The following is an 18,643-nucleotide window of genomic DNA, read 5'->3' as shown; positions in this document are numbered from 1 at the left end:
AGACAGTAATAAGCGTGGGGGGCGGCTGATAATGAAAAGGTCTGATCTGGGGATCACTGTTTGTCATCACTTGTCGGCGGGGATGTGTTGGCTTCAAGATCCAGCCCCTCACCCCAACCCTCTCCCCATGGGGGAGAGGGGAAAGGGAGCCGATTTGTATTGTTTTCAAACCCGAGTTCGACTCGATATTTCAGGTCGATGTGGCTCCAAGAACAACACCGTCAGTTCCCTCTCCCCCCGGGAGAGGGCTAGGGTGAGGGCTGGTTCCGAAGCCAGGTGCAAAGTCCAGAAACACCACGTCCTTACCCTGAACGCATACCTTCCTCAACTCACAACCAACAGGAGCACCATCATGGATTTGGCTATTTCAGGCCGCTGGGCCATCGTCTGCGCCGCCAGCAAGGGTCTGGGTCTGGCCTGTGCGCGAGCCTTGGCGAAGGAGGGCGTCAACCTGGTGATCAACGCTCGCGGCGATGAAACGCTGCAAGCCGCCGCCGACCAATTACGCCAACTGGCACCGGGTATTGAAGTGCGAACGGTGGCCGGGGACATCAGCACGCCTGAGGTGCGCGAGCAGGTGTTGGCGGCGTGTCCGCAGGTGGACATCCTGATCAATAACGCTGGTGGCCCGCCGCCGGGTGACTTCCGCGACTGGCAGCGCGAAGACTGGTTGAAGGCGCTGGATGCCAACATGCTCACGCCCATCGAGCTGATCAAAGCCTGCGTCGACGGCATGGCCGAGCGCGGTTTCGGGCGCATCGTCAACATCACCTCTGGCGCGGTGAAGGCGCCGATCGATGTGCTGGGTCTGTCCAATGGTGCCCGCAGCGGGCTGACCGGTTTTATCGCCGGGCTCGCGCGTCAGTCGCGGCTGGCCGGGCATAACGTCACCATCAACAATCTGCTGCCAGGTCCGTTCGAGACCGAGCGCTTGCACAAAACCTTGAGTGCCGCCGCCGAGGCCAACAGCACCACGGTCGAGAACATCAGCGAGCAGCGGCGCCAGCACGTTCCGGCCCAGCGTTTCGGCCAGCCCGACGAGTTCGGCGCCTATTGCGCGTTCATCTGCAGCGCCCACGCCGGTTTCCTCACCGGGCAAAACCTGTTGCTGGACGGCGGCAGTTACCCCGGTACGTTCTGATCGATTGGGGGGATGACGATTGGTGATCCCCCCATCAGATCTCCTCATTATTCAGCTGTCGGGTGCGTGATTAGAGTGGGGCCGCTTGCATCCACAACAATAAAGAGCGCCCCTCATGAACAACCCGAGTGCCGAAACTCTGTCCCTGACCGCCACCGAGCGCCCGACCAGCGTGCGCTGGCGGATCTTCCTCATCATGTTGCTGCTGACCGCGATCAATTACATCGACCGCGCCTCGCTGTCGGTGGCCTTGCCGCTGATTTCCAGTGAGTTCCAGATTCCGCCCGCGCTGGAAGGCTTGATGCTCAGCGCGTTTTTCTGGTCCTACGCGTTGATGCAGATTCCCGGCGGCATGCTGCTGGATCGTTTTCAGACTCGCCGTGTGATCGTCATCGCGACCGTCGCCTGGGGCGCCTTTCAGGCCCTGGCCGCCGGTGCGCATAACTGGATCACGCTGCTGATCACCCGCATGGGCCTGGGCATTGCCGAGTCGCCGATCATGCCGGCCGGGGCCAAGCTCAACGGCGCCTGGCTGACCCCTAACGAACGCGGGCGCGGCGCGGTGCTGGTCGATGGCGGCGCACCGCTGGGCAGTGCCTTCGGCGCGATCATCATTGCCGGGCTGATTGGCTGGTTCGACTCCTGGCGCATCGCTTTCGTGATCGCGGGCATCGGCACCATGCTCGCTGGCGTGCTGGCCTGGAAATACATCCGCAACCATCCCAGCGAACACCCAGGGGTGAATGCGGCGGAACTGGCGCACATCACCGAGGGCAATATCAAAGTCAGCCAACCTGGCGCGGTCACCAGCATTCCTCTCAAGGAGCTGCTCAAGGATCGCTCGGTGCTGGCGATGTTCGCCGGTTACTGCTGCATCCTCAGCGTGTTCTACGGACTGTTGACCTGGATGCCGAGCTACCTGCACCAGACCCACGGCTTGAACATTTCGAGCATGGGCGGGGCGACGTTCCTGATCTTCATGTGCGGTTTCGTCGGCGAGCTGGTCGGCGGTTACCTGGGGGATAAATGGAAATCCAGCGGCGCCTCGCCAAACCTCGTGATGCGCAGCATGTTCAGCGGCTCGGCGCTGGTGGCGGCCCTGTGCATGCTGGCGGTGGCGTATGCGAGCGAGGCCAGCAAAGCGATCGGCTTGCTCTGCGTGGCGATGTTTTTCATTCGCTGGTGCGGCATGTACTGGTGCATTCCGTCGATCCTCGGTGGCACTTCGAAAACCGGCGTGCTGGCCGGCACCATGAACTTCTGCGGGAACATGGCCGGGGTGATCGTGCCGATTCTGATCGGGCTGATCGTGCAGTTCACCGGGTCGTATTTCCTGGTGCTGATCTTCTTCGTGGTCATGGCCCTGCTGCTGGCGATATTCTCCAGCCTGATCGATTATCGGGAACGAGGGCTGGCGTGAAAGGAGCGGAGGGCAGGTGAGCGTCGATATCGAATGCGTGGTGGTCGGGGCCGGGGTGGTCGGGCTGGCGGTCGCCAGAGCCCTGGCCCGCAGCGGGCGGGAGGTGATCCTGGTTGAGGCGGGCGAGGGCATTGGCGTGGGCATCAGCTCGCGCCATTCGGAAGTGATCCACGCCGGCATTTACTACCCGAGCGGCAGCCTCAAGGCGCAAATGTGCGTGGAGGGCAAGCAACGCCTTTACGCTTTTTGCGATGAACGCGGCGTCGATTATCGACGCCTGGGCAAGCTGATCGTCGCCACGGATGACGGTCAGTGCGCGGCCTTGCGGACGTTGCTGGAGCAGGGGCGGCGCAATGGCGTCGATGACTTGCAATGGCTGGACGCCGTACAGGCACGGGAACTTGAGCCGGCAGTGTCCTGCGTCGCTGCGCTCTGGTCGCCGTCCACCGGGATCGTCGATTCCCATGCCCTGATGCTGGCGCTTCAGGCGGATGCCGAGGCCAGCGGCACGTCGCTGGTTTTTCATACGCCGCTGGCGTCGGCCCGTTGCACCGAGCAAGGTTTCGAACTGCAGATGGGCGGCGCCCAACCGATGACCTTGAGTTGCCGTGAGTTGATCAATTGCGCCGGACTGTCCGCGCCTGAGGTGGCGAGCCGGATTGAAGGCTTGCCGTCGCAGTACATTCCCGAGGCACGATTGTGCAAGGGCAGCTATTTCAGTTTCAGTGGTCGTGCGCCGTTCCGGCATCTGGTGTACCCGGCCCCGGAAAGCGCGGGGCTGGGCGTGCACATGACGCTGGACCTGGGCGGTCAGGCGCGCTTCGGGCCGGACGTCGAATGGGTCGATCAGGTCGATTACCGTGTGGATCCACGCCGAGCCGATGGCTTCTACCAGGCGATCCGGCGCTACTGGCCGGCATTGCCCGATAACAGTCTGCAACCGGCCTACAGTGGCATCCGCCCGAAAATCACCGGGCCGACCGAACCGGCAGCCGACTTTGTCATCAGTGGTCCGGCCGAGCATGGTGTGCCGGGGCTGGTGAACCTGTTCGGCATCGAGTCACCGGGGCTGACCAGTTGCCTGGCGCTGGCAGATCGGGTGACGACGATACTAGCCACACCACGACTTATGTAGCAGCTGCCGAGCCTGCGAGGCTGCGTTCGGCGGCGAAGCCGTCGCTAAACCATACGCTGCGGTGTCTCAGACAAACCGCGTGCACAGGATTCACGACTGCTTCGCAGCCGAACGCAGCCTCGCGTTGCTCGACAGCTGCTACGCGGGTCGTGTTGTGGCGAAGTGACCGGTAATCAGCGTTTGCAATGCCGTTCGCCCTGAGGGCTATGCTTGGCAGTGCGCCCATCACAATGGGAGACCTGCGATGATTAACGTACGCACTGCCCGCATGCTTGCCGATTACAAACGCTGGGCCAATCAACGCCTCTTTGACAGCCTGACCGCACTGCCACCGGGTGAGGTCAATAAAGAGCGCGTGTCGGTGTTCAAGAACATGATCGGCACCCTGAACCACATCTACGTGGTGGACTGCATCTGGCAGGCTCACCTCGAAGGCCGAGGGCACGGCTTCAAGACGTCACACGATTTGCTGCATCCCGAACTCGCCGAGCTGCGCCAGGCGCAAAAGGACATCGATCACTGGTACTGCGACTGGAGCGAACGGCAGACCGATGCCTCGCTGGATAAACCCGTCGAGTTCAGCTTTGTCTCGGGGGAAAGCGGCATCATGAGCGCCGGCGCGATCCTGATGCATGTGGTCAATCACGCCAGTTATCACCGCGGTTGGGTGATCCAGATGTATTTCGAGATTCCGGTCATGCCGCCGGTCACTGACTTGCCGGTGTACCTGCGTGAGACCGACCCGGCTGCTTTCCAATCGCTCAATGCACCGGCAGCGGCGCCGACATGTGTTGCGAAATTCGCGAGCGCAACCAACGTTCTGCCGGATCGTTATCGTTGACCCCGTTCCAGACCATGGACAGTTCGGACAGGTTGATGTCAAACGGCGGGTCGTCGGCACGCAGCTGGCTGCTGCCTTCGATCAGCGCGCACGCCGCGTAGTCCGGCACCGTGGCCAGCATATCGGTGCCGGCCAGCAAGGCGCGCAGGCCGGCAAATTGCGGCACCGCCAGCACCACCCGGCGTGAGCGGCCGATGCGCGCGAGGTCGTTGTCGATGGCACCGGTCAAATCCCCGGAAAACGACACCAGCGCGTGCGGACGCTCGCAGTATTCGTCCAGGGTCAGGGTGCCGGGACGATTGTCGCCGCGCAGGATCTTCACGCTCAGGTCTCGCAACTTCTTGCGCTTGGCGTTGGCCGGCAGCTCCGTGGTGTAGCTGATCCCGACGGAAATCTCCCCGCTGGCCAACATCGACGACATCAGCAGGAAATTCACCCGACGCACCACCACCACAACGTTCTGCGCCTCTTCGCGTATTTGCTTGAGCAACGGCGGAAACAGGCCAAATTCGGCGTCGTCAGACAGGCCGATGCGAAACACATCGCGGCTGGTGGACGGGTCGAAATCCTTGGCCCGACTGACCGCGCCGGAGATGGTGTCCATTGCTGGCTGCAACTCCTTGAGGATCGCCAGGGCCCGCTGGGTCGGCTCCAGCACGCGACCGTTACGCACCAGCAGCGGGTCGTCGAACAGGTCACGCAACTTGGCCAGTGAGGCACTGACGGCGGGCTGGCCGAGAAACAGCTTCTCCCCGGCCCGGGTCAGGTTCCTTTCGAACATCAGGGTTTCGAAAATCACCAGCAGGTTCATGTCGACACGGCGCAGGTCGTTGCGGTTCATGCGGGGTTACTCGCAGGATTTCGGGATCTTTTCAGTAAAGCACCATGGGAACGATCATGTGGGCGGACCCGGTTCCGTCAGCACTTTCCTGAACGTTTCCACCAGCGGCCGCAAATTGATCCGGTGCCACGCGGCCCACAGCGGCGTGGTGAAGGAAATCCACGGCACTTCCCGCAGCACTACGCCGGGCGGTGCGTTGCGGCTCAGGCCTTTCTGGATCATGGCGATGCCCAGCCCCGATGCCACCAATCCCAACGCGGTAAACGGTTCAGTGGCTTCCATACGAATGTCCGGGGTGAAACCGGCGCGGATGCAGGCGCTGACGAAGTCGTCGCGGCTGGCGGCGTCCTGGCGGGGTTGCACGCCGATCCATTCCTGGTCGGCCAGGTCTGCCGGGGTCAGGGTTGAGTGGTTCGCCAAAGGATGGTGCTGGGGCAGGGCCAGCAGCATCGGATCGTCCAGCACCTGAAAACCCAGCAGGTCCGGGTCGTCGGCGACGGGCGGTTCGCTGACCAGTGCGATATCCAGACTACGCTGACGCAGGCCTTCGAGTTGTTCGGCGGAATTGAGGTTGTACAGCGCGACATGCACGTTCGGCCGGTCGACCCGCAGCACCCGCAAGGCATTGGGCAAGACGCCGGCGTGCATGGCGTTTTCGATGTAGCCGATGCACAAGCCGCCTTCTTCGCCACGGCCGAGGCGCTTGCCCAAGGATTCCAGGCGATTGGCGTGGGTCAGCAGGGCACGGGTTTCGGCCAGGAAAGTCTGGCCGTCGCGGGTCAGGCGAATGCGTTGTTGGCTGCGTTCAAACAGGGTCAGGCCCAGGCGCTCTTCGAGCTGGGCGATCTGCCGGCTCAGGGGCGATTGGGAAATGTGCAGGCGTTCGGCGGCGCGACCGACGTGTTCTTCCTCGGCGACGGCGACGAAGTAGCGCAATTGGCGGATGTCGATCATGTCAGACCTATAGGGACTCAAGTGCTGCACATTATGTCTTGGACGGTCCGACCATCGCAATCTAGCATCTGCTCAACGGTCACCTCTGATGACCCCTGACACTCAAGAGGAAAAACCCATGAGCTTGAAAGACAAACTACCTGGCACCCTCGGTTTCGGTACCGCCCCATTGGGCAACATGTTCCGCGCCATTCCTGAAGAAGAGGCGATGGCCACCGTCCACGCCGCTTGGGATGCCGGCGTGCGCTACTTCGACACCGCGCCGTTTTACGGCTCAGGCCTGTCGGAAATTCGTCTGGGCACCGCGTTGGCCCAGTACGACCGCGACGACTATGTACTCAGCAGCAAAGTCGGCCGGGTGATTCTCGATGAAGTCGAAGACGCCGCGGCCCGCGACTTGGGCGAAAAAAGTGGTGTGTTCGAACACGGTCGCCCGAACAAGATCGTCAACGACTACAGCGCCGACGCCACGATGCGTTCCATCGAAGACAGCCTCAAGCGCCTGCAAACCGATCGTCTGGACATCGTCTGGGTGCATGACATCGCCCAGGACTTCTACGGCGATCAATGGCTGGAATACTTCAATCAGGCCCGCACCGGCGCCTTCAAAGTACTCACCCGTTTGCGCGAAGAAGGCGTGATAAAGGGCTGGGGCCTGGGCGTGAACAAGGTTGAACCGTGCGAACTGACCCTGGATCTGACCGAAGCCCAGCCAGACGGTTTTCTGTTGGCGGGTCGCTACACGCTGCTCGACCACGATCGTGCCTTGCAACGTCTGATGGACGCCGCGCTGGCGCAGAACGTCGAGATCGTGGTCGGTGGACCTTACAGCTCGGGCATTTTGGCCGGTGGTACACACTTCGAATACCAGAAGGCCAGCCCGGCGATCATCAACAAAGTCGAGCACATCAAGCGAATTGCTGCCGCGCATGGTGTCGACATCAAGGCGGCTGCTTTGCAGTTCTCGTTGGCTAACCCGGCCGTAGCGGCGGTGATCCCGGGGTCCAGCCGTCCGGACCGGATTGCTGAAGACGTTGCCGCGATGTCGGCCGTCATTCCCACTGCTTTCTGGCAGGCAATGCGCGACGCGAAACTGGTGTCTGAACGCGCACCCTTGCCGATTATTGGAGGTTGAGCATGAAAATCGATCTGACTGGAAAACTCGCCATCGTCAGCGGCAGCACCGCCGGCATTGGCCTGGGCATCAGCAAGGCGCTGGCCGAATCTGGCGCCACGGTGGTGGTAATCGGCCGCGAGACGGCCAAGGTCGAACAGGCGCTGGCGAGCATTCGCCAGAGCGTGCCGGGCGCGCAACTGCGTGGCCTGACCGCTGACTTGGGCACTGCCGAAGGCGCCGAGTTGTTGTTCGCCGCCGAACCACGAGCGGACATCCTGGTGAACAACCTCGGGATCTTCAACGACGTGGATTTCTTCGACGCACCGGACTGCGAGTGGACGCGCTTCTATGAGGTCAACGTGATCTCCGGCGTGCGCCTGTCACGGCATTACGTGCCAGACATGGTCAAGCAGGGTTGGGGTCGGGTGATCTTCGTGTCCTCGGAATCCGGGATCGCGATCCCGGCCGACATGCTCAATTACGGCGTGACCAAAAGCGCCAACCTGGCGGTGTCCCATGGTCTGGCCAAGCGGCTGGCGGGCACCGGGGTGACGGTCAATGCGATCCTGCCTGGCCCGACGTTGACCGATGGGCTGGAGCAGATGCTCAAGGACGCCACCGCCGAATCCGGGCGCAGTGTTCGGGAAGAAGCCGACGCCTTCGTGCGCAAGGCCCGGCCGAGTTCGATCATCCAGCGCGTGGCGGATGTCGAGGAGGTCGCGAATCTGGTGGCTTATATCGCCTCGCCGCTGTCTTCGGCGACGACTGGCGCAGCTTTGCGGGTCGACGGCGGTGTTGTCGACAGCTTGGCGATTTGAACCTAATTGATTGAGAGAGAATATTTCATGGCTACAGCATCAGCATTCATCGACATCCCGGCGACCGCCGACCAGGTTTGGCAATTGATTGGCGGCTTTGACTCGCTGCCGGACTGGCTGCCGTTTATTCCCAAAAGCGAGCTGAGTGAAGGCGGCCGGGTGCGTAGCTTGCAAACGGCGGACGGGGCGGTGGTGGTTGAGCGGTTGGAGGCGTTTGATAACGCTGGGAAGACTTACAGTTATTCGATTTTGCAGGCGCCGTTTCCGGCGACTGACTATCTGGCGACTATCCGTGTTGAAGCGCAGGGGCAGGGCGCGCGAGTGACCTGGTCTGGGCGGTTTGCACCTGTCGGTGTGAGTGACGAGGAAGTGGCGGCGCTGTTTACCGGTATCTATCAGGGTGGCCTAGAGGCGTTACGCGCCAATTACCCGGCCTGACCCTGAACTGATCGTTTCCCACGTTCAGAGCGTGGGAACGATCAGTTACTGAGCCGGCAATCTAAGCTCCGCGCACAACCCACCGCCCTCACGATTACTCAACGTCAACGATCCCCCGATCGCCAACGCCAACTGCTGTGCAATCGCCAACCCCAACCCGGTCCCGCCGGTGCTGCGGTTACGCGAGTTCTCCACGCGATAAAACGGTTCCATCACCTGAGCCAATTCCTCCTCGGCAATCCCCGGACCACGGTCCATCACCTTCACCGACAAACTGCCGTCAGCCTTCGCTTCCACCCACAATTCGGCGGCGCCAGCGAACTTCAGCGCGTTGTCCGTCAGGTTCACCAGCACCCGCCGCAAGGCGTGCGGCCGGGTGTTGATCACCGCGTCACTTTTACCGCCGAGCTGCACGTCTTTGCCCATGTCCTGATAGTCGAACACCAGGCTGTCGAGGAACGAATCCAGATTGGTGCGGCGACTTTCTTCGGTGGCGCCATGAACGCTGCGGGCATAGGCCACGCCTTCGCGCACCAGGTGTTCTATCTCGCCAAGGTCATTCCAGAGTTTGTCTTTCTCGGCGGAGTCGTCCATGAATTCGGCGCGCAGTTTCATGCGGGTGATCGGGGTTTGCAGGTCGTGGGAAATCGCCGCCAGCAGTTGCATGCGTTCCTTGAGGTAAGCGGCGATGCGCGCCTGCATCGAATTGAAGGCCATGGCGGCATGCGCGACTTCGGTCGGGCCTTTTTCGTCCAGGTGCACCGCGTGGGTGTTGGGGTCCAGGGTCTCTACCGCTTGGGCGAGACGGGTGAGGGGGCGGATGGCGATTCTCACGGCCAGCCAGGTGCAGATGAGCATCAGTGCCAGTTGCCCCAGCAACACGATGGGTAGCCACGGCGACAACGGCACCATTGAAGGTCGCACGTCGATGGTCACTGGGCTGCCGTCCGCCAGTTTCAGGTGGACCTGAAAATGTTTATCCGGCCCGGGGATGTCGGTCACTGTCATCGGGTAATCCTTGCCGATGGCCTCTTTGATCGACGTCATCGCTATGGGCGAATCGCTCATGGGCATGCCCGGCGAGCCTTCGTTCAACAAATAGCGGTAGTTACGTCGATCCAGTTGTTGCAGCCAGCTCATGCGTTCTTCGGCCGGCAAGCGGTCGAGGATGGCGATGGAGGTCGAGACGTCGGTTTCCAGATTGCCCAGCATGGTGTTCTTCGTGCTTTCGTACCGCTCGTAGTACTGCGCGCCGAAGGACAGCGCCTGCGCGAGAATCAAGCCGATCAGGAAGATCAGCGACAGTCGCGAGGCGAGGGTGCGGGGCCAACGAAGGGTGAAGTTCATGACGGTGCCCCGAGGACTTCCACCGGCAGGGAAAACACATAGCCTTCGCTGCGCACGGTTTTGATGTAGGCCGGTTCGCGGGCATCGTCCAGCAGTCGCTGGCGCAAGCGGCTGACCAGCAAGTCGATGGAGCGGTCGAACAGGTCGGCATCGCGGCCTTGGGTCAGGTTCAGCAATTGATCGCGATTGAGCACCCGCTGAGGATGATCGAGGAATACCCGCAGCAACCGATATTCCGCGCCACTGAGCGCGACCATCGTGCCGTCCTCATCGAGCAAGTGCCGGGCCGAGGTGTCCAGGCGCCAGCGCCCGAAGGCCAGCAGGCGACCGCTTTCGGTGACCACCAGGTTGGGCGGCAGCATCCGCGTGCGGCGCAGCACGGCGTTGATTCGGGCGAGCAGCTCACGGGCAGCGAATGGCTTGACCAGGTAATCGTCGGCACCCATTTCCAGGCCGATGATGCGGTCGGTTTCGTCGTTGCGCGCGGTGAGCATCAGCACCGGCGTGGCCTTGTGTTTGCCGGCGCGCAACTCACGGCACAGCATCAGGCCATCGTCGCCCGGCATCATGATGTCGAGCACGATCAGGTCCACCGGCGTGGATTCCAGAAACGTGCGCATCTGCCGTCCATCCGCCACGACGGTGGTGCGCAGGCCGTTTTTCTTGAGGTAGTTGCCTACCAGTTCCCGGATCTCGCGGTCATCGTCCACGATGAGAATGTGATCGACGTGTTCCATTTGGCCAGGCCTCTGTAGGTGGGGGATGTCGCGCAGTCTATCGAGCCTTGGCCCGCTCGCCCGCAGTCCTTTGTATTGCAGTGTATCTGGCATATCGGCGGATACACGTGGACGCAAAAACACCCATTTTCAGTGCTTTTGTATCGCTGTGTATCCCGGCCCGGTTTTGATACGTACCGATTTACACGCGCCTGTTCCCGACACAGTCGGGATACCTCGCGAGCTTCTAATAGGTTCCATCGAGGCAAATCAAGTCGCCTCGGCCCAATCAACGATTGACCTATTGAAGCCTTGAGGAAACCGCCATGAACACCAAAGCCGTCTACGCCGCTTGCCTGTTTGCCGCCCTGAACATCTGCACCTTGTCGGCCCGCGCCGAAGCCGATGTCTCCGCTAAAACCTACACCTACGGCACGCACCTGGACATCAAGAAAGTGGTGTCGCTGACACAGGACGCCTCGACTTCCTGCGGGGTTGTGGATGCCCAGCTGACTTACCTGGACTCCCATAACAAAACCCAGGTCCTGGACTATCGCAAATTTGCTGATGGCTGCAACTCGGACAACTGATTGCTGCGCTGACCCATCGCCCATCCCAATTGAAACAGGAAGAACATCATGATCAACGTCACCCGCTTTTTGACTGCCATTGCCTTCTCCGTGGCTGGCGCCGCTGCCCATGCCAACGCTGCTGTTGAACAAAAAAGCTGTGGCAGCGCGACTTGCTTTCAATTGACGCCGGTGGGGAGAAGGGTGGGGACGCCTTCCTGGTAGAGAACGGTGGTAGCCGGACTCCGCAGGGGCAGTTGTTGGGTAACCAGACTGCTTGAGGGTGTCCGTGAGAGCCACCCCTCACCCCAGCCCTCTCCCCAGTGGGGAGAGGGGGAAAGGGGGCAGATCTCCAGCGCTTTCGAAATCTGCATTCAGCTCGGTATTACACGTCGCAGCAGCTCGGACAAACCACTCAATCAACCCCCTCGCTCCTCTGGGGCAGTCCGACGTTTCGGGAGGGTTAGGGTGAGGGGTGGATTTCGAATCCTAACCACCATTTTTAAGGTGACAGCCATGTTTCTCATCGCTTTCCTGGGCGGCATTTTGACCGTCCTCAGCCCCTGCATCCTCCCGGTCGTGCCGTTCCTGTTCGCCGGTGTTAAACGCACACGTTCCTCGATCCTGCTCACCCTCGGCGGCATGGTCCTGACCTTCGCCCTGATTTCCAGCCTGGCCGTGGTCAGCAGCGAGTGGGTGGTACAGGCCAACAACACCGGTCGCCACGTAGCGCTGATCGTGATGGTGCTGTTCGCCCTGTCGCTAATCTCCGCCCGTGTCGGTGACTGGCTGGCCCGTCCCTTCGTGGCGCTGGGCAACCGCCTCGATCCGGACACCCGCAAAATGTCCGGCCCGTTGAGTTCGCTCATGATCGGCGTTGCCACCGGTCTGCTCTGGGCGCCGTGTGCCGGGCCAATCCTCGGGGTCATCCTCACAGGCGCCATGCTGCAAGGCGCAAACGCTCAAACCAGCCTGTTACTGGTGGCGTACGGCCTGGGCAGCGCATTGTCCCTGGGCACCTTGATCTTCGCCGGTCGCGGCCTGGTCAATCGCCTGAAAGCGTCGATCCCGGTCACCGGTTGGCTGCGTCGAGGTACGGGGGTTGCGGTGCTGGCGGCGGCGGCGGTGATTTCCACCGGTGCCGACAAAACACTGCTGGCCGGCACATCGTCCGAAGGCGTGAGCAGCATCGAGAAAAGTGTGTTGGAAACCGTACCGAAAGTCGTCGATTACTTCGTCAGCAAGGTCAACGCGGAATCGTCCATGGACAACGCCAAAGGCGCGATGCCGTCCATTGCCGGCGCAGTGCAATGGCTTAACTCGCCAGCCCTGACCAACGAGTCCCTGAAAGGCAAAGTCGTGTTGGTGGATTTCTGGACCTTCGACTGCATCAACTGCCAGCACACCTTGCCCTACGTGAAGGACTGGGCGAAGAAGTACGAGAAGGATGGCCTGGTGGTGATCGGCGTCCATACCCCTGAATACGGTTTCGAGCGCATCATCGACAACGTCAAGGATCAAGTGAAAAAGCTCGGCATTACCTACCCGGTGGCGATCGACAACAACTACGCGATCTGGCGCAATTTTGACAACCAGTACTGGCCGGCTCACTACCTGATCGATGCCAAGGGCCAGGTGCGTTACACCCACTTTGGTGAAGGCAGTTACGAGACTCAGGAGAAAGTGATTCAGCAGTTGCTGGAAGAGGCTAAAGCACCCGCTGCGTAACGCTTCACATCAATGGCTCACAGGCTGCGCGCTGTGGGCCATTGGTTTTTTCTCCTGACTGCGCCGCCACGCCGCCGGTGGCGCTCCATACTCTCGACGAAACGCCCGACTGAACGCCGTGTCAGTCTGGTAGCCCACCTCTTCGGCAATCCGCATCAACGAACTGTTACTGCTGCGTAACAGGTTGGCCGCCAACAACATCCGCCATTGCGTCAGGTACTGCATCGGCGAACTTCCCACCAGCTGCTGGAACCGCTCGGCCAACACCGACCTTGAAGTGCCGGCAGTGCGCGCCAGTTCATCCAGCGTCCAGGTGTGACACGGTTTTTTGTGCAACGCGTTGAGGGCGGCGCCGACGATCCGGTCGCTCACTCCCGCCAGCCAACCGGTGCGACCTTCGCCTTGTTCGTGCATGTACAGGCGCAGCACCTCGATGAACAACACCTCGGCCAGTTTCGCCAGCACACCTTCGCCGCCGGGGCGGGGCGAGCGCGCTTCGGCCAGCGCATAACGGACCGACGATTCCAGCCAGATACCGGCATTCGAGCCGCGCACATTGACCCTGACGATGGCCGGCAACCCGGTCAGCAACATGCCGGCCAGACGTGTATCGCACGCCAGATAGCCGCACACCAACCGTGTTACCGCGCCACCACCGCCATAGCTCAATTGCCGTGGACGCCGCGCCAGCACCACGTCCAGCCGCGCACCGGTGGCAGGCGCGAGCCCCGGTTGTGAGCTCATGCGATGGGCATCTCCCTGGGGGAAAACCACCACATCGCCGGCTGTCAGCAGGAGCGGGGGATCATCACCCAGTTCGACGTAACACTCGCCTTCGGTGATCAAGTGGAAGATCACCACGCGTTCGGCGCCGGGCTCCAGAAACGGCGCCGCCGTGTCTGCGCTCGGCGATTGGTAGCACCAGGGGGCGGTGAACCTGGCATTGATAAAAATCGCGCCGACCAGGCGGACGACGCGCAGCGTCTGGGACAGGGCGTCCATGGGGTTTTCCCGTGCAGGCGGATTCTTTCGATTGTGAGCCTGTGGCCGCAAACCGTGAAATCTCCGGACGATCGGGCAGGGTTGGCCGACGATCGGGCAGGACGCCAGCGTTGCCCGGCGCGATAGTTGGCACACAGGGTCTGCCGACCCTGTCATCAATAACAAGAATGAGAGGTTGCCATGCCTAAGTTCGTTATAGAACGCGAGATTCCGGGTGCTGGAACACTGTCAGAAAGGGATTTGAAAGCGGCTTCGCAAAAGTCCTGCAGGACGTTGCGCGACTTGCCAGAGGTGCAGTGGCAGCAAAGTTATGTCACCGGCGACAAGCTCTACTGCGTGTACATCGCGCCCAACGAAGAGTTGATCAAGGAACACGCCAGGCAGAGCGGTTTCCCGGCCAACCGCATTTCCCAGGTCACGGCCATCATCGATCCCACCACGGCCGAATAAGCCGGGTTGCATTCCAACCCGCAACGGAGCGGAATTCATGAGTACACCCATTGATCTTACTGCCTTGAAAAACCGTCAGATGGCCTCTTGGGCCAGTGGCGACTATGCCGTGATCGGCACCACTTTGCAGATCGTCGGTGAGCAGCTCGCCGAGGCCTGCGACCTGCTTTGCGATGAACGCGTGCTCGATGTGGCCGCCGGCAACGGTAACGCGACGCTCGCTGCCGCGCGCCGTGGTTGCCACGTCACCTCCACTGACTACGTGGCCGCGCTGCTGGAACGCGGCGAAGACCGGGCCAGGGCAGAACGCCTGGAAGTGACGTTTCAAGTGGCTGATGCGGAAGCCTTGCCGTTCGAGGATGCCAGCTTCGATGCCGTGCTTTCCACCTTCGGGGTGATGTTTACGCCGGACCAGCCCAAGGCCGCCGCGGAACTGGCGCGGGTCTGTCGTCCCGGAGGGCGGATCGGCCTGGCGAACTGGACGCCCGAAGGGTTTGTCGGCCAGATGTTCAAGACCCTCGGCCGCCACCTGCCGCTACCGTCGGGCGCTCAACCGCCTTCGCAGTGGGGCACCGAAGCCTGGCTGCACACGCAGTTCGACGAACGTGATTTTCTGCTCCAGGTGACGCGCAGGACCTTCAACTTTCGTTACCGCTCGGCGGCGCATTTCATCAATACGTTCCGCACCTGGTACGGCCCGGTCCACAAAGCCTTCGCGGCGCTGCTGCGCCTGAAAGCGCCCAAGCGCTGGAAAACGACCTGACCGAACTGATCAACCGCATGAACAGAGCGGGAGATAAATCGCTGGTGGTGCCGAGTGAATACCTGGAAGTAGTCATCACCCGGCGCTGAACTGCCAACACAAAACCCCTGTGGAAGTGAGCTTGCTCCCACAGGGGTTTGTGGTGTCAGGTTGGGTAATCACTCATCCAGCCGCTCGGTGTACACCACCCAAACGCTGCACGGCATTTTGTACAGCAGATGCTCCACCGTACTGCCGATCAGCCGGCCCATGCCGCGATGGCCGATCCGGCCCATGACAATCACGTCAACGTCATAGGCATCGACATAGCGGGTGAGGACCTTGGCCGGGTTGCCCATGATCATGTGCCGCTGCTCCGGCGCGATGCCGTTGCGCTCGGCCAGGTCGTTGAAGGCATCCTCCTGGTAATCGAACACGGTCCTGGCCTTGCCCGAGGAGAAAAACGCCGACCCGTTGTCGAAGCCGAATTCGTCGGCGCTGATGGATGAAAGGTCATAGGCGTAGACCACATCGAGCTCGGCATTACAGGCGCTCGCCAGTTTCGCCGCTTCGTGAAGGATTCGGTCGTTGAAGGTCTTGTAATGGTCATCGCGATGAAAGGGGTCGACCGCCGCGACGATCTTTCGCGGCAAGGCGTGCACGGCGTGGCTGACGAAATGCAGCGGCACCGGGCATTCGCGCAGCAAATGCACATCGAGCGGGGTAAACATCAGCCGCGACAGCAGCGATTCGTGCTCCAGCGCCTTGATCAGCACGTCCATCGGCTGCTCTTTGAGGTGAATCAGGATTTCCTCCAGGGGGCGTTCGACCCAGGCCACTTCGGTGGTGACGTGCACCCCGATTTTGCGCAAGGGGCGGGCCTGTTCCTCCAGCCATTGGCGGTGGCGCTCGACGTAGCCCACGCGCATCTGTTCCAGGGCCTTTTCGTTGACCAGACTGGCGGTCGCCAGGCCTTCCAGATAATCGAAGGCGACGATGTGCAGCGCGGCGTCTTCGGCCTTGGCCAGTGCGGCGGCCCTGTCGAAAGCGGGGCTGTGTTCCATCAGCGGTGATGCAACCAGCATGAAGCGGGATTGACCAGACATGACGAACCTCCCGTGGATTAGCCGCCCGACGTGCGGCTCGTGCGTCGTACATCCAGTCTCTAAGTATTGACCATGATCAACCTGCCGTCCGTAAACCGGGGGCAGGCTGAGGTTCGTGCTGCAGGTCCTTCCTGGGTTATTTAGAAACTGAACCGCTGCAGAATAACGCCCAGTCCGTCGGACATTGCCTTGAGTTCCTGGGTGGTTCGCACGATCCCGCTTTGGGCGGCGTTCTCTTCCACACTTTGCGCCACTCTTTCGACGTTGCAGGCGACTTGCTCACTGGCGGCGCGCTGTTCCTGCAGTGACAACGAAATGAAACTGACGGCGGCAGCGCTGCTCAATCCCTGTTTGGAGGACGCAGACAATTGCAGCGTCGCACCCTCGATCTGCTCGGAGGCCTGGCTGATCTTGCCAGAACTCTGCCGAGCCGCTGACATTGAGCCGCTGAACTGAAAAAACCGGATACTGTTTAGATCGATTATTTCTTTCGGTTATTTATATAGCTGTTGTTTGCATATCCATTACCCATAAAGCCGCGTCATGGCTGTGCATGTATTCGTGATGACGGCGTTTTGTTCGTTGTAGCAGCCATTGTTGCCCTGTAAGCCGCACCAGGGCGGTTCCAACATCCATTTTTGCTGCTCGGTCATCATCTTGTCGCCTCTGCGTCAGTCCTTAGAATCGGCGCCATCAGCTTCGTCCAATTATTTAATGATTCAGGGAGCAACACCAAGATGAATGCCATGCCAATGCAAATGCCGATGAACACCACCCTGCCAATGATGCCGATGATGGGCATGCCGATGATGATGGCGACCATGACCTGCGAAATGATGGACGACGGCATGATGTGCAAGATGATGCCGGCAGCGGGCATGGACATGGCCATGTTCAAGAACAGCGCTGAAATGATGCAGATGATGATGAACTGCGGCATGCCGATGATGATGCATTGCGGCAACATGAGCATGATGTGCATGTCCCAGGCGAGCATGGCCATGCCGATGATGAGCACCATGATGCCAATGCCGATGATGGGCATGCCGATGCCATCGATGAAGTGCGTGATGGAATGCACGCTGATGGCCGACTGCATGATGTGCAAAATCATGCCGATGGCGGGCATGAACATGGACATGATGAAAAACTGCTGCGCCCTGATGATGAAAATGATGAACGACTGCAGCATGCCGATGATGATGAGCTGCAATGGCATGCCGCTGATGTGCTGCACCTGCTGATCCTCAGCGACAGACATTAAAAAAGCCCGGCAGGGGTTAAACCTGCCGGGCTTTTTAATGCCTGCTTTTTTTCAGTCCAGGCGTTCCGGGTACGTCACCACCAGATAGGCCACCGCCTCGCTGTCGGCCGGGTTGCGGTAGCGGTGGGGCTGGTCGGCATAGAACAGGATCGAGTCGCCAGTGGAGAGCAAGTAGCGTTCATCGTTGACACTAATTTCCAGCACGCCCTGCGACACCACCAGGTTTTCCTGCACGCCGGGGCCATGGCCCTCGGAGACGTCTTCACCGAGCGGGCTCAGGCGCAGTTCGTAAAACTCCGATTGGCGCGCTACGTCGAACGGGAACAACGCACGGCTGACAAAGGCGCCGCTGGCACTGACCAGGCGTTTGCTCTGGCTGGCCGACAGCACCGCCACGCCTTCGAAGGCCCGATGCTCAAGAAACGCGGCCACCGACACCTTCAAGCCCTTGGCAATTTTGCACAGCACCTTGATCGACGGCACGCTGCGCCCGGATTCGATCTGCGCCAACATGGCCCGGCTGACACCGCACTGTCGGGCGAGGGCGTCGAGGGACAGATGACGCTTGCCGCGCAGACGTTGCAGGTTCTGTGCGACCCGTTCGCAGATCGGGTCTTCTTCCAGTGGTTCCAGGTTATTCAAATCCAGCACGGGTTCGTCGGCGCTCGCCAGAAAGCGCGAGGGTTGCTGCGCGTTCATGCGTGACGCGTCTCGGTGGCTTTAGCGGCTTGCACCCACTGAAAAGCCTGTAAACCTGCATTGCGTGCATACATTTCCCACATGGCCCGCGCCCGTTGCTGAGCCTGTTTGCGTTTGCGGTAGCTGGCGAAGTCGATGAGGTTGTCAGTCGGATTCATGGGGCACTTCACTGTGGTGATGAATGACGGGATGAGCTGAGAGTACGCGGATATTTTTATAACGATAAATACTGATTTTGTATTTATTAATGCTTTTTGGTTCTTATAAAAGCGACGCATCCACTCAAGTGAGCGCAAGTGTTGGTGAGGCAACAGG

General features: G+C 60.7%; 20 protein-coding genes and 2 pseudogenes. 13 read left to right on the top strand and 9 right to left on the bottom strand.

Annotation, left to right across the window (positions count from 1 at the left end):
• Positions 1 to 352: 352 nt before the first annotated feature.
• The 4 genes from ABH912_RS08645 (at position 353) to ABH912_RS08630 (ending at position 4,537) form a co-directional block, all read left to right on the top strand.
• Entirely contained in the window at positions 353 to 1,141 is a 789-nt protein-coding gene (locus ABH912_RS08645; RefSeq protein ID WP_429510388.1) for an SDR family oxidoreductase, read from the top strand.
• A gap of 115 nt (positions 1,142 to 1,256) precedes the next feature.
• Complete coding sequence (locus ABH912_RS08640; protein ID WP_429510387.1) at positions 1,257 to 2,561, top strand: MFS transporter; 1,305 nt, start codon at positions 1,257 to 1,259, stop codon at positions 2,559 to 2,561.
• Positions 2,562 to 2,577: 16 nt separating this feature from the next.
• On the top strand, positions 2,578 to 3,696 hold the full coding sequence (locus ABH912_RS08635) for an NAD(P)/FAD-dependent oxidoreductase (RefSeq protein ID WP_429510386.1): 1,119 nt from the start codon (positions 2,578 to 2,580) through the stop codon (positions 3,694 to 3,696).
• 244 nt (positions 3,697 to 3,940) lie between these two features.
• A complete protein-coding gene (locus tag ABH912_RS08630; RefSeq protein WP_429510385.1) occupies positions 3,941 to 4,537 on the top strand; it encodes a DinB family protein in 597 nt (198 codons plus the stop codon).
• On the opposite strand, the gene ABH912_RS08625 is transcribed toward ABH912_RS08630, so the two are convergent.
• Together ABH912_RS08625 and ABH912_RS08620 are read right to left on the bottom strand one after the other, a co-directional pair.
• The gene (locus tag ABH912_RS08625) at positions 4,458 to 5,378 is read right to left on the bottom strand and encodes a LysR substrate-binding domain-containing protein (RefSeq protein ID WP_429510384.1); all 921 of its coding nucleotides are present in this window, start codon (positions 5,376 to 5,378) and stop codon (positions 4,458 to 4,460) included. The two genes, ABH912_RS08630 and ABH912_RS08625, sit on opposite strands and share 80 nt — an antisense overlap.
• A 54-nt stretch (positions 5,379 to 5,432) precedes the next feature.
• Entirely contained in the window at positions 5,433 to 6,332 is a 900-nt protein-coding gene (locus ABH912_RS08620) for a LysR substrate-binding domain-containing protein (RefSeq protein ID WP_429510383.1), read from the bottom strand.
• A 118-nt stretch (positions 6,333 to 6,450) separates the two neighbouring features.
• On the opposite strand from ABH912_RS08620, the gene ABH912_RS08615 reads away from it, so the two are divergent.
• The 3 genes from ABH912_RS08615 to ABH912_RS08605 are packed head-to-tail and all read left to right on the top strand — an operon-like array spanning position 6,451 to position 8,705.
• Complete coding sequence (locus ABH912_RS08615; RefSeq protein ID WP_429510382.1) at positions 6,451 to 7,467, top strand: aldo/keto reductase; 1,017 nt, start codon at positions 6,451 to 6,453, stop codon at positions 7,465 to 7,467.
• A gap of 2 nt (positions 7,468 to 7,469) precedes the next feature.
• A complete protein-coding gene (locus ABH912_RS08610; RefSeq protein ID WP_429510381.1) occupies positions 7,470 to 8,267 on the top strand; it encodes an SDR family NAD(P)-dependent oxidoreductase in 798 nt (265 codons plus the stop codon).
• 27 nt (positions 8,268 to 8,294) lie between these two features.
• Positions 8,295 to 8,705 carry an SRPBCC family protein gene (locus tag ABH912_RS08605; protein WP_429510380.1) on the top strand — a complete coding sequence of 137 codons (411 nt, stop codon included), beginning with the start codon at positions 8,295 to 8,297 and terminating at the stop codon, positions 8,703 to 8,705.
• 45 nt (positions 8,706 to 8,750) lie between these two features.
• Here the strand turns inward: ABH912_RS08605 and ABH912_RS08600 are convergent, their stop codons facing one another.
• Positions 8,751 to 10,052, bottom strand: a complete 1,302-nt coding sequence (locus ABH912_RS08600) for a sensor histidine kinase (protein ID WP_429510379.1) — start codon at positions 10,050 to 10,052, stop codon at positions 8,751 to 8,753.
• Positions 10,049 to 10,789, bottom strand: coding sequence for a response regulator (locus ABH912_RS08595; RefSeq protein WP_033060285.1), 741 nt, complete (start codon positions 10,787 to 10,789; stop codon positions 10,049 to 10,051). The genes ABH912_RS08600 and ABH912_RS08595 overlap by 4 nt, the downstream gene beginning before the upstream one ends.
• Before the next feature lie 305 nt (positions 10,790 to 11,094).
• Here ABH912_RS08595 and ABH912_RS08590 point away from each other — a divergent pair, with 305 nt between their 5' ends.
• The 3 genes and pseudogenes from ABH912_RS08590 to ABH912_RS08580 all read left to right on the top strand — a co-directional run bounded on the left by ABH912_RS08590 (position 11,095) and on the right by ABH912_RS08580 (position 13,065).
• The gene (locus ABH912_RS08590; RefSeq protein WP_429510378.1) at positions 11,095 to 11,358 is read left to right on the top strand and encodes a DUF2790 domain-containing protein; all 264 of its coding nucleotides are present in this window, start codon (positions 11,095 to 11,097) and stop codon (positions 11,356 to 11,358) included.
• A gap of 48 nt (positions 11,359 to 11,406) precedes the next feature.
• Positions 11,407 to 11,618 (top strand): annotated as a pseudogene (locus ABH912_RS08585) (hypothetical protein).
• 235 nt (positions 11,619 to 11,853) lie between these two features.
• Positions 11,854 to 13,065, top strand: coding sequence for a cytochrome c biogenesis protein DipZ (locus tag ABH912_RS08580; protein ID WP_033060291.1), 1,212 nt, complete (start codon positions 11,854 to 11,856; stop codon positions 13,063 to 13,065).
• 9 nt (positions 13,066 to 13,074) lie between these two features.
• Here ABH912_RS08580 and ABH912_RS08575 read toward each other — a convergent pair whose 3' ends face one another.
• Positions 13,075 to 14,067, bottom strand: coding sequence for an AraC family transcriptional regulator (locus ABH912_RS08575; RefSeq protein ID WP_429510377.1), 993 nt, complete (start codon positions 14,065 to 14,067; stop codon positions 13,075 to 13,077).
• A gap of 180 nt (positions 14,068 to 14,247) precedes the next feature.
• Here ABH912_RS08575 and ABH912_RS08570 point away from each other — a divergent pair, with 180 nt between their 5' ends.
• Together ABH912_RS08570 and ABH912_RS08565 are read left to right on the top strand one after the other, a co-directional pair.
• Positions 14,248 to 14,517: a DUF4242 domain-containing protein gene (locus ABH912_RS08570; protein WP_033060295.1), complete on the top strand. Its 270-nt coding sequence runs from the start codon at positions 14,248 to 14,250 to the stop codon at positions 14,515 to 14,517.
• 37 nt (positions 14,518 to 14,554) lie between these two features.
• A pseudogene (locus ABH912_RS08565) lies at positions 14,555 to 15,369 on the top strand (class I SAM-dependent methyltransferase).
• Positions 15,370 to 15,438: 69 nt separating this feature from the next.
• Here ABH912_RS08565 and ABH912_RS08560 read toward each other — a convergent pair.
• Both ABH912_RS08560 and ABH912_RS08555 read right to left on the bottom strand, forming a co-directional pair.
• Positions 15,439 to 16,365, bottom strand: coding sequence for a universal stress protein (locus ABH912_RS08560; RefSeq protein WP_046046606.1), 927 nt, complete (start codon positions 16,363 to 16,365; stop codon positions 15,439 to 15,441).
• 140 nt (positions 16,366 to 16,505) lie between these two features.
• The gene (locus ABH912_RS08555) at positions 16,506 to 16,805 is read right to left on the bottom strand and encodes a hypothetical protein (protein ID WP_429510376.1); all 300 of its coding nucleotides are present in this window, start codon (positions 16,803 to 16,805) and stop codon (positions 16,506 to 16,508) included.
• Between the two features lie 297 nt (positions 16,806 to 17,102).
• Here ABH912_RS08555 and ABH912_RS08550 point away from each other — a divergent pair, with 297 nt between their 5' ends.
• Complete coding sequence (locus tag ABH912_RS08550; protein WP_429510375.1) at positions 17,103 to 17,609, top strand: hypothetical protein; 507 nt, start codon at positions 17,103 to 17,105, stop codon at positions 17,607 to 17,609.
• Between the two features lie 71 nt (positions 17,610 to 17,680).
• On the opposite strand, the gene ABH912_RS08545 is transcribed toward ABH912_RS08550, so the two are convergent.
• Together ABH912_RS08545 and ABH912_RS08540 are read right to left on the bottom strand one after the other, a co-directional pair.
• On the bottom strand, positions 17,681 to 18,328 hold the full coding sequence (locus ABH912_RS08545; RefSeq protein ID WP_008156932.1) for a helix-turn-helix domain-containing protein: 648 nt from the start codon (positions 18,326 to 18,328) through the stop codon (positions 17,681 to 17,683).
• Positions 18,325 to 18,486, bottom strand: a complete 162-nt coding sequence (locus tag ABH912_RS08540) for a hypothetical protein (protein ID WP_008156931.1) — start codon at positions 18,484 to 18,486, stop codon at positions 18,325 to 18,327. Before ABH912_RS08540 ends, ABH912_RS08545 begins: the two co-directional genes overlap by 4 nt.
• Positions 18,487 to 18,643: the final 157 nt, after the last annotated feature.

It is taken from the genome of Pseudomonas sp. BT76 TE3572 (assembly GCF_050435365.1).
Lineage (GTDB): Bacteria > Pseudomonadota > Gammaproteobacteria > Pseudomonadales > Pseudomonadaceae > Aquipseudomonas > Aquipseudomonas fluorescens_W.
The sequence above is the reverse complement of the archived record's forward strand: the minus strand, read 5'-3'. Positions and strand labels throughout refer to the sequence as shown.

Coding starts and splice junctions, on each gene's coding strand:
- ABH912_RS08645 (WP_429510388.1), top strand. CDS start 353: ATGGATTTGGCTATTTCAGGCCGCTGGGCCATCGTCTGCGCCGCCAGC.
- ABH912_RS08640 (WP_429510387.1), top strand. CDS start 1,257: ATGAACAACCCGAGTGCCGAAACTCTGTCCCTGACCGCCACCGAGCGC.
- ABH912_RS08630 (WP_429510385.1), top strand. CDS start 3,941: ATGATTAACGTACGCACTGCCCGCATGCTTGCCGATTACAAACGCTGG.
- ABH912_RS08625 (WP_429510384.1), bottom strand. CDS start 5,378: ATGAACCGCAACGACCTGCGCCGTGTCGACATGAACCTGCTGGTGATT.
- ABH912_RS08620 (WP_429510383.1), bottom strand. CDS start 6,332: ATGATCGACATCCGCCAATTGCGCTACTTCGTCGCCGTCGCCGAGGAA.
- ABH912_RS08615 (WP_429510382.1), top strand. CDS start 6,451: ATGAGCTTGAAAGACAAACTACCTGGCACCCTCGGTTTCGGTACCGCC.
- ABH912_RS08610 (WP_429510381.1), top strand. CDS start 7,470: ATGAAAATCGATCTGACTGGAAAACTCGCCATCGTCAGCGGCAGCACC.
- ABH912_RS08605 (WP_429510380.1), top strand. CDS start 8,295: ATGGCTACAGCATCAGCATTCATCGACATCCCGGCGACCGCCGACCAG.
- ABH912_RS08600 (WP_429510379.1), bottom strand. CDS start 10,052: ATGAACTTCACCCTTCGTTGGCCCCGCACCCTCGCCTCGCGACTGTCG.
- ABH912_RS08595 (WP_033060285.1), bottom strand. CDS start 10,789: ATGGAACACGTCGATCACATTCTCATCGTGGACGATGACCGCGAGATC.
- ABH912_RS08590 (WP_429510378.1), top strand. CDS start 11,095: ATGAACACCAAAGCCGTCTACGCCGCTTGCCTGTTTGCCGCCCTGAAC.
- ABH912_RS08580 (WP_033060291.1), top strand. CDS start 11,854: ATGTTTCTCATCGCTTTCCTGGGCGGCATTTTGACCGTCCTCAGCCCC.
- ABH912_RS08575 (WP_429510377.1), bottom strand. CDS start 14,067: ATGGACGCCCTGTCCCAGACGCTGCGCGTCGTCCGCCTGGTCGGCGCG.
- ABH912_RS08570 (WP_033060295.1), top strand. CDS start 14,248: ATGCCTAAGTTCGTTATAGAACGCGAGATTCCGGGTGCTGGAACACTG.
- ABH912_RS08560 (WP_046046606.1), bottom strand. CDS start 16,365: ATGTCTGGTCAATCCCGCTTCATGCTGGTTGCATCACCGCTGATGGAA.
- ABH912_RS08555 (WP_429510376.1), bottom strand. CDS start 16,805: ATGTCAGCGGCTCGGCAGAGTTCTGGCAAGATCAGCCAGGCCTCCGAG.
- ABH912_RS08550 (WP_429510375.1), top strand. CDS start 17,103: ATGAATGCCATGCCAATGCAAATGCCGATGAACACCACCCTGCCAATG.
- ABH912_RS08545 (WP_008156932.1), bottom strand. CDS start 18,328: ATGAACGCGCAGCAACCCTCGCGCTTTCTGGCGAGCGCCGACGAACCC.
- ABH912_RS08540 (WP_008156931.1), bottom strand. CDS start 18,486: ATGAATCCGACTGACAACCTCATCGACTTCGCCAGCTACCGCAAACGC.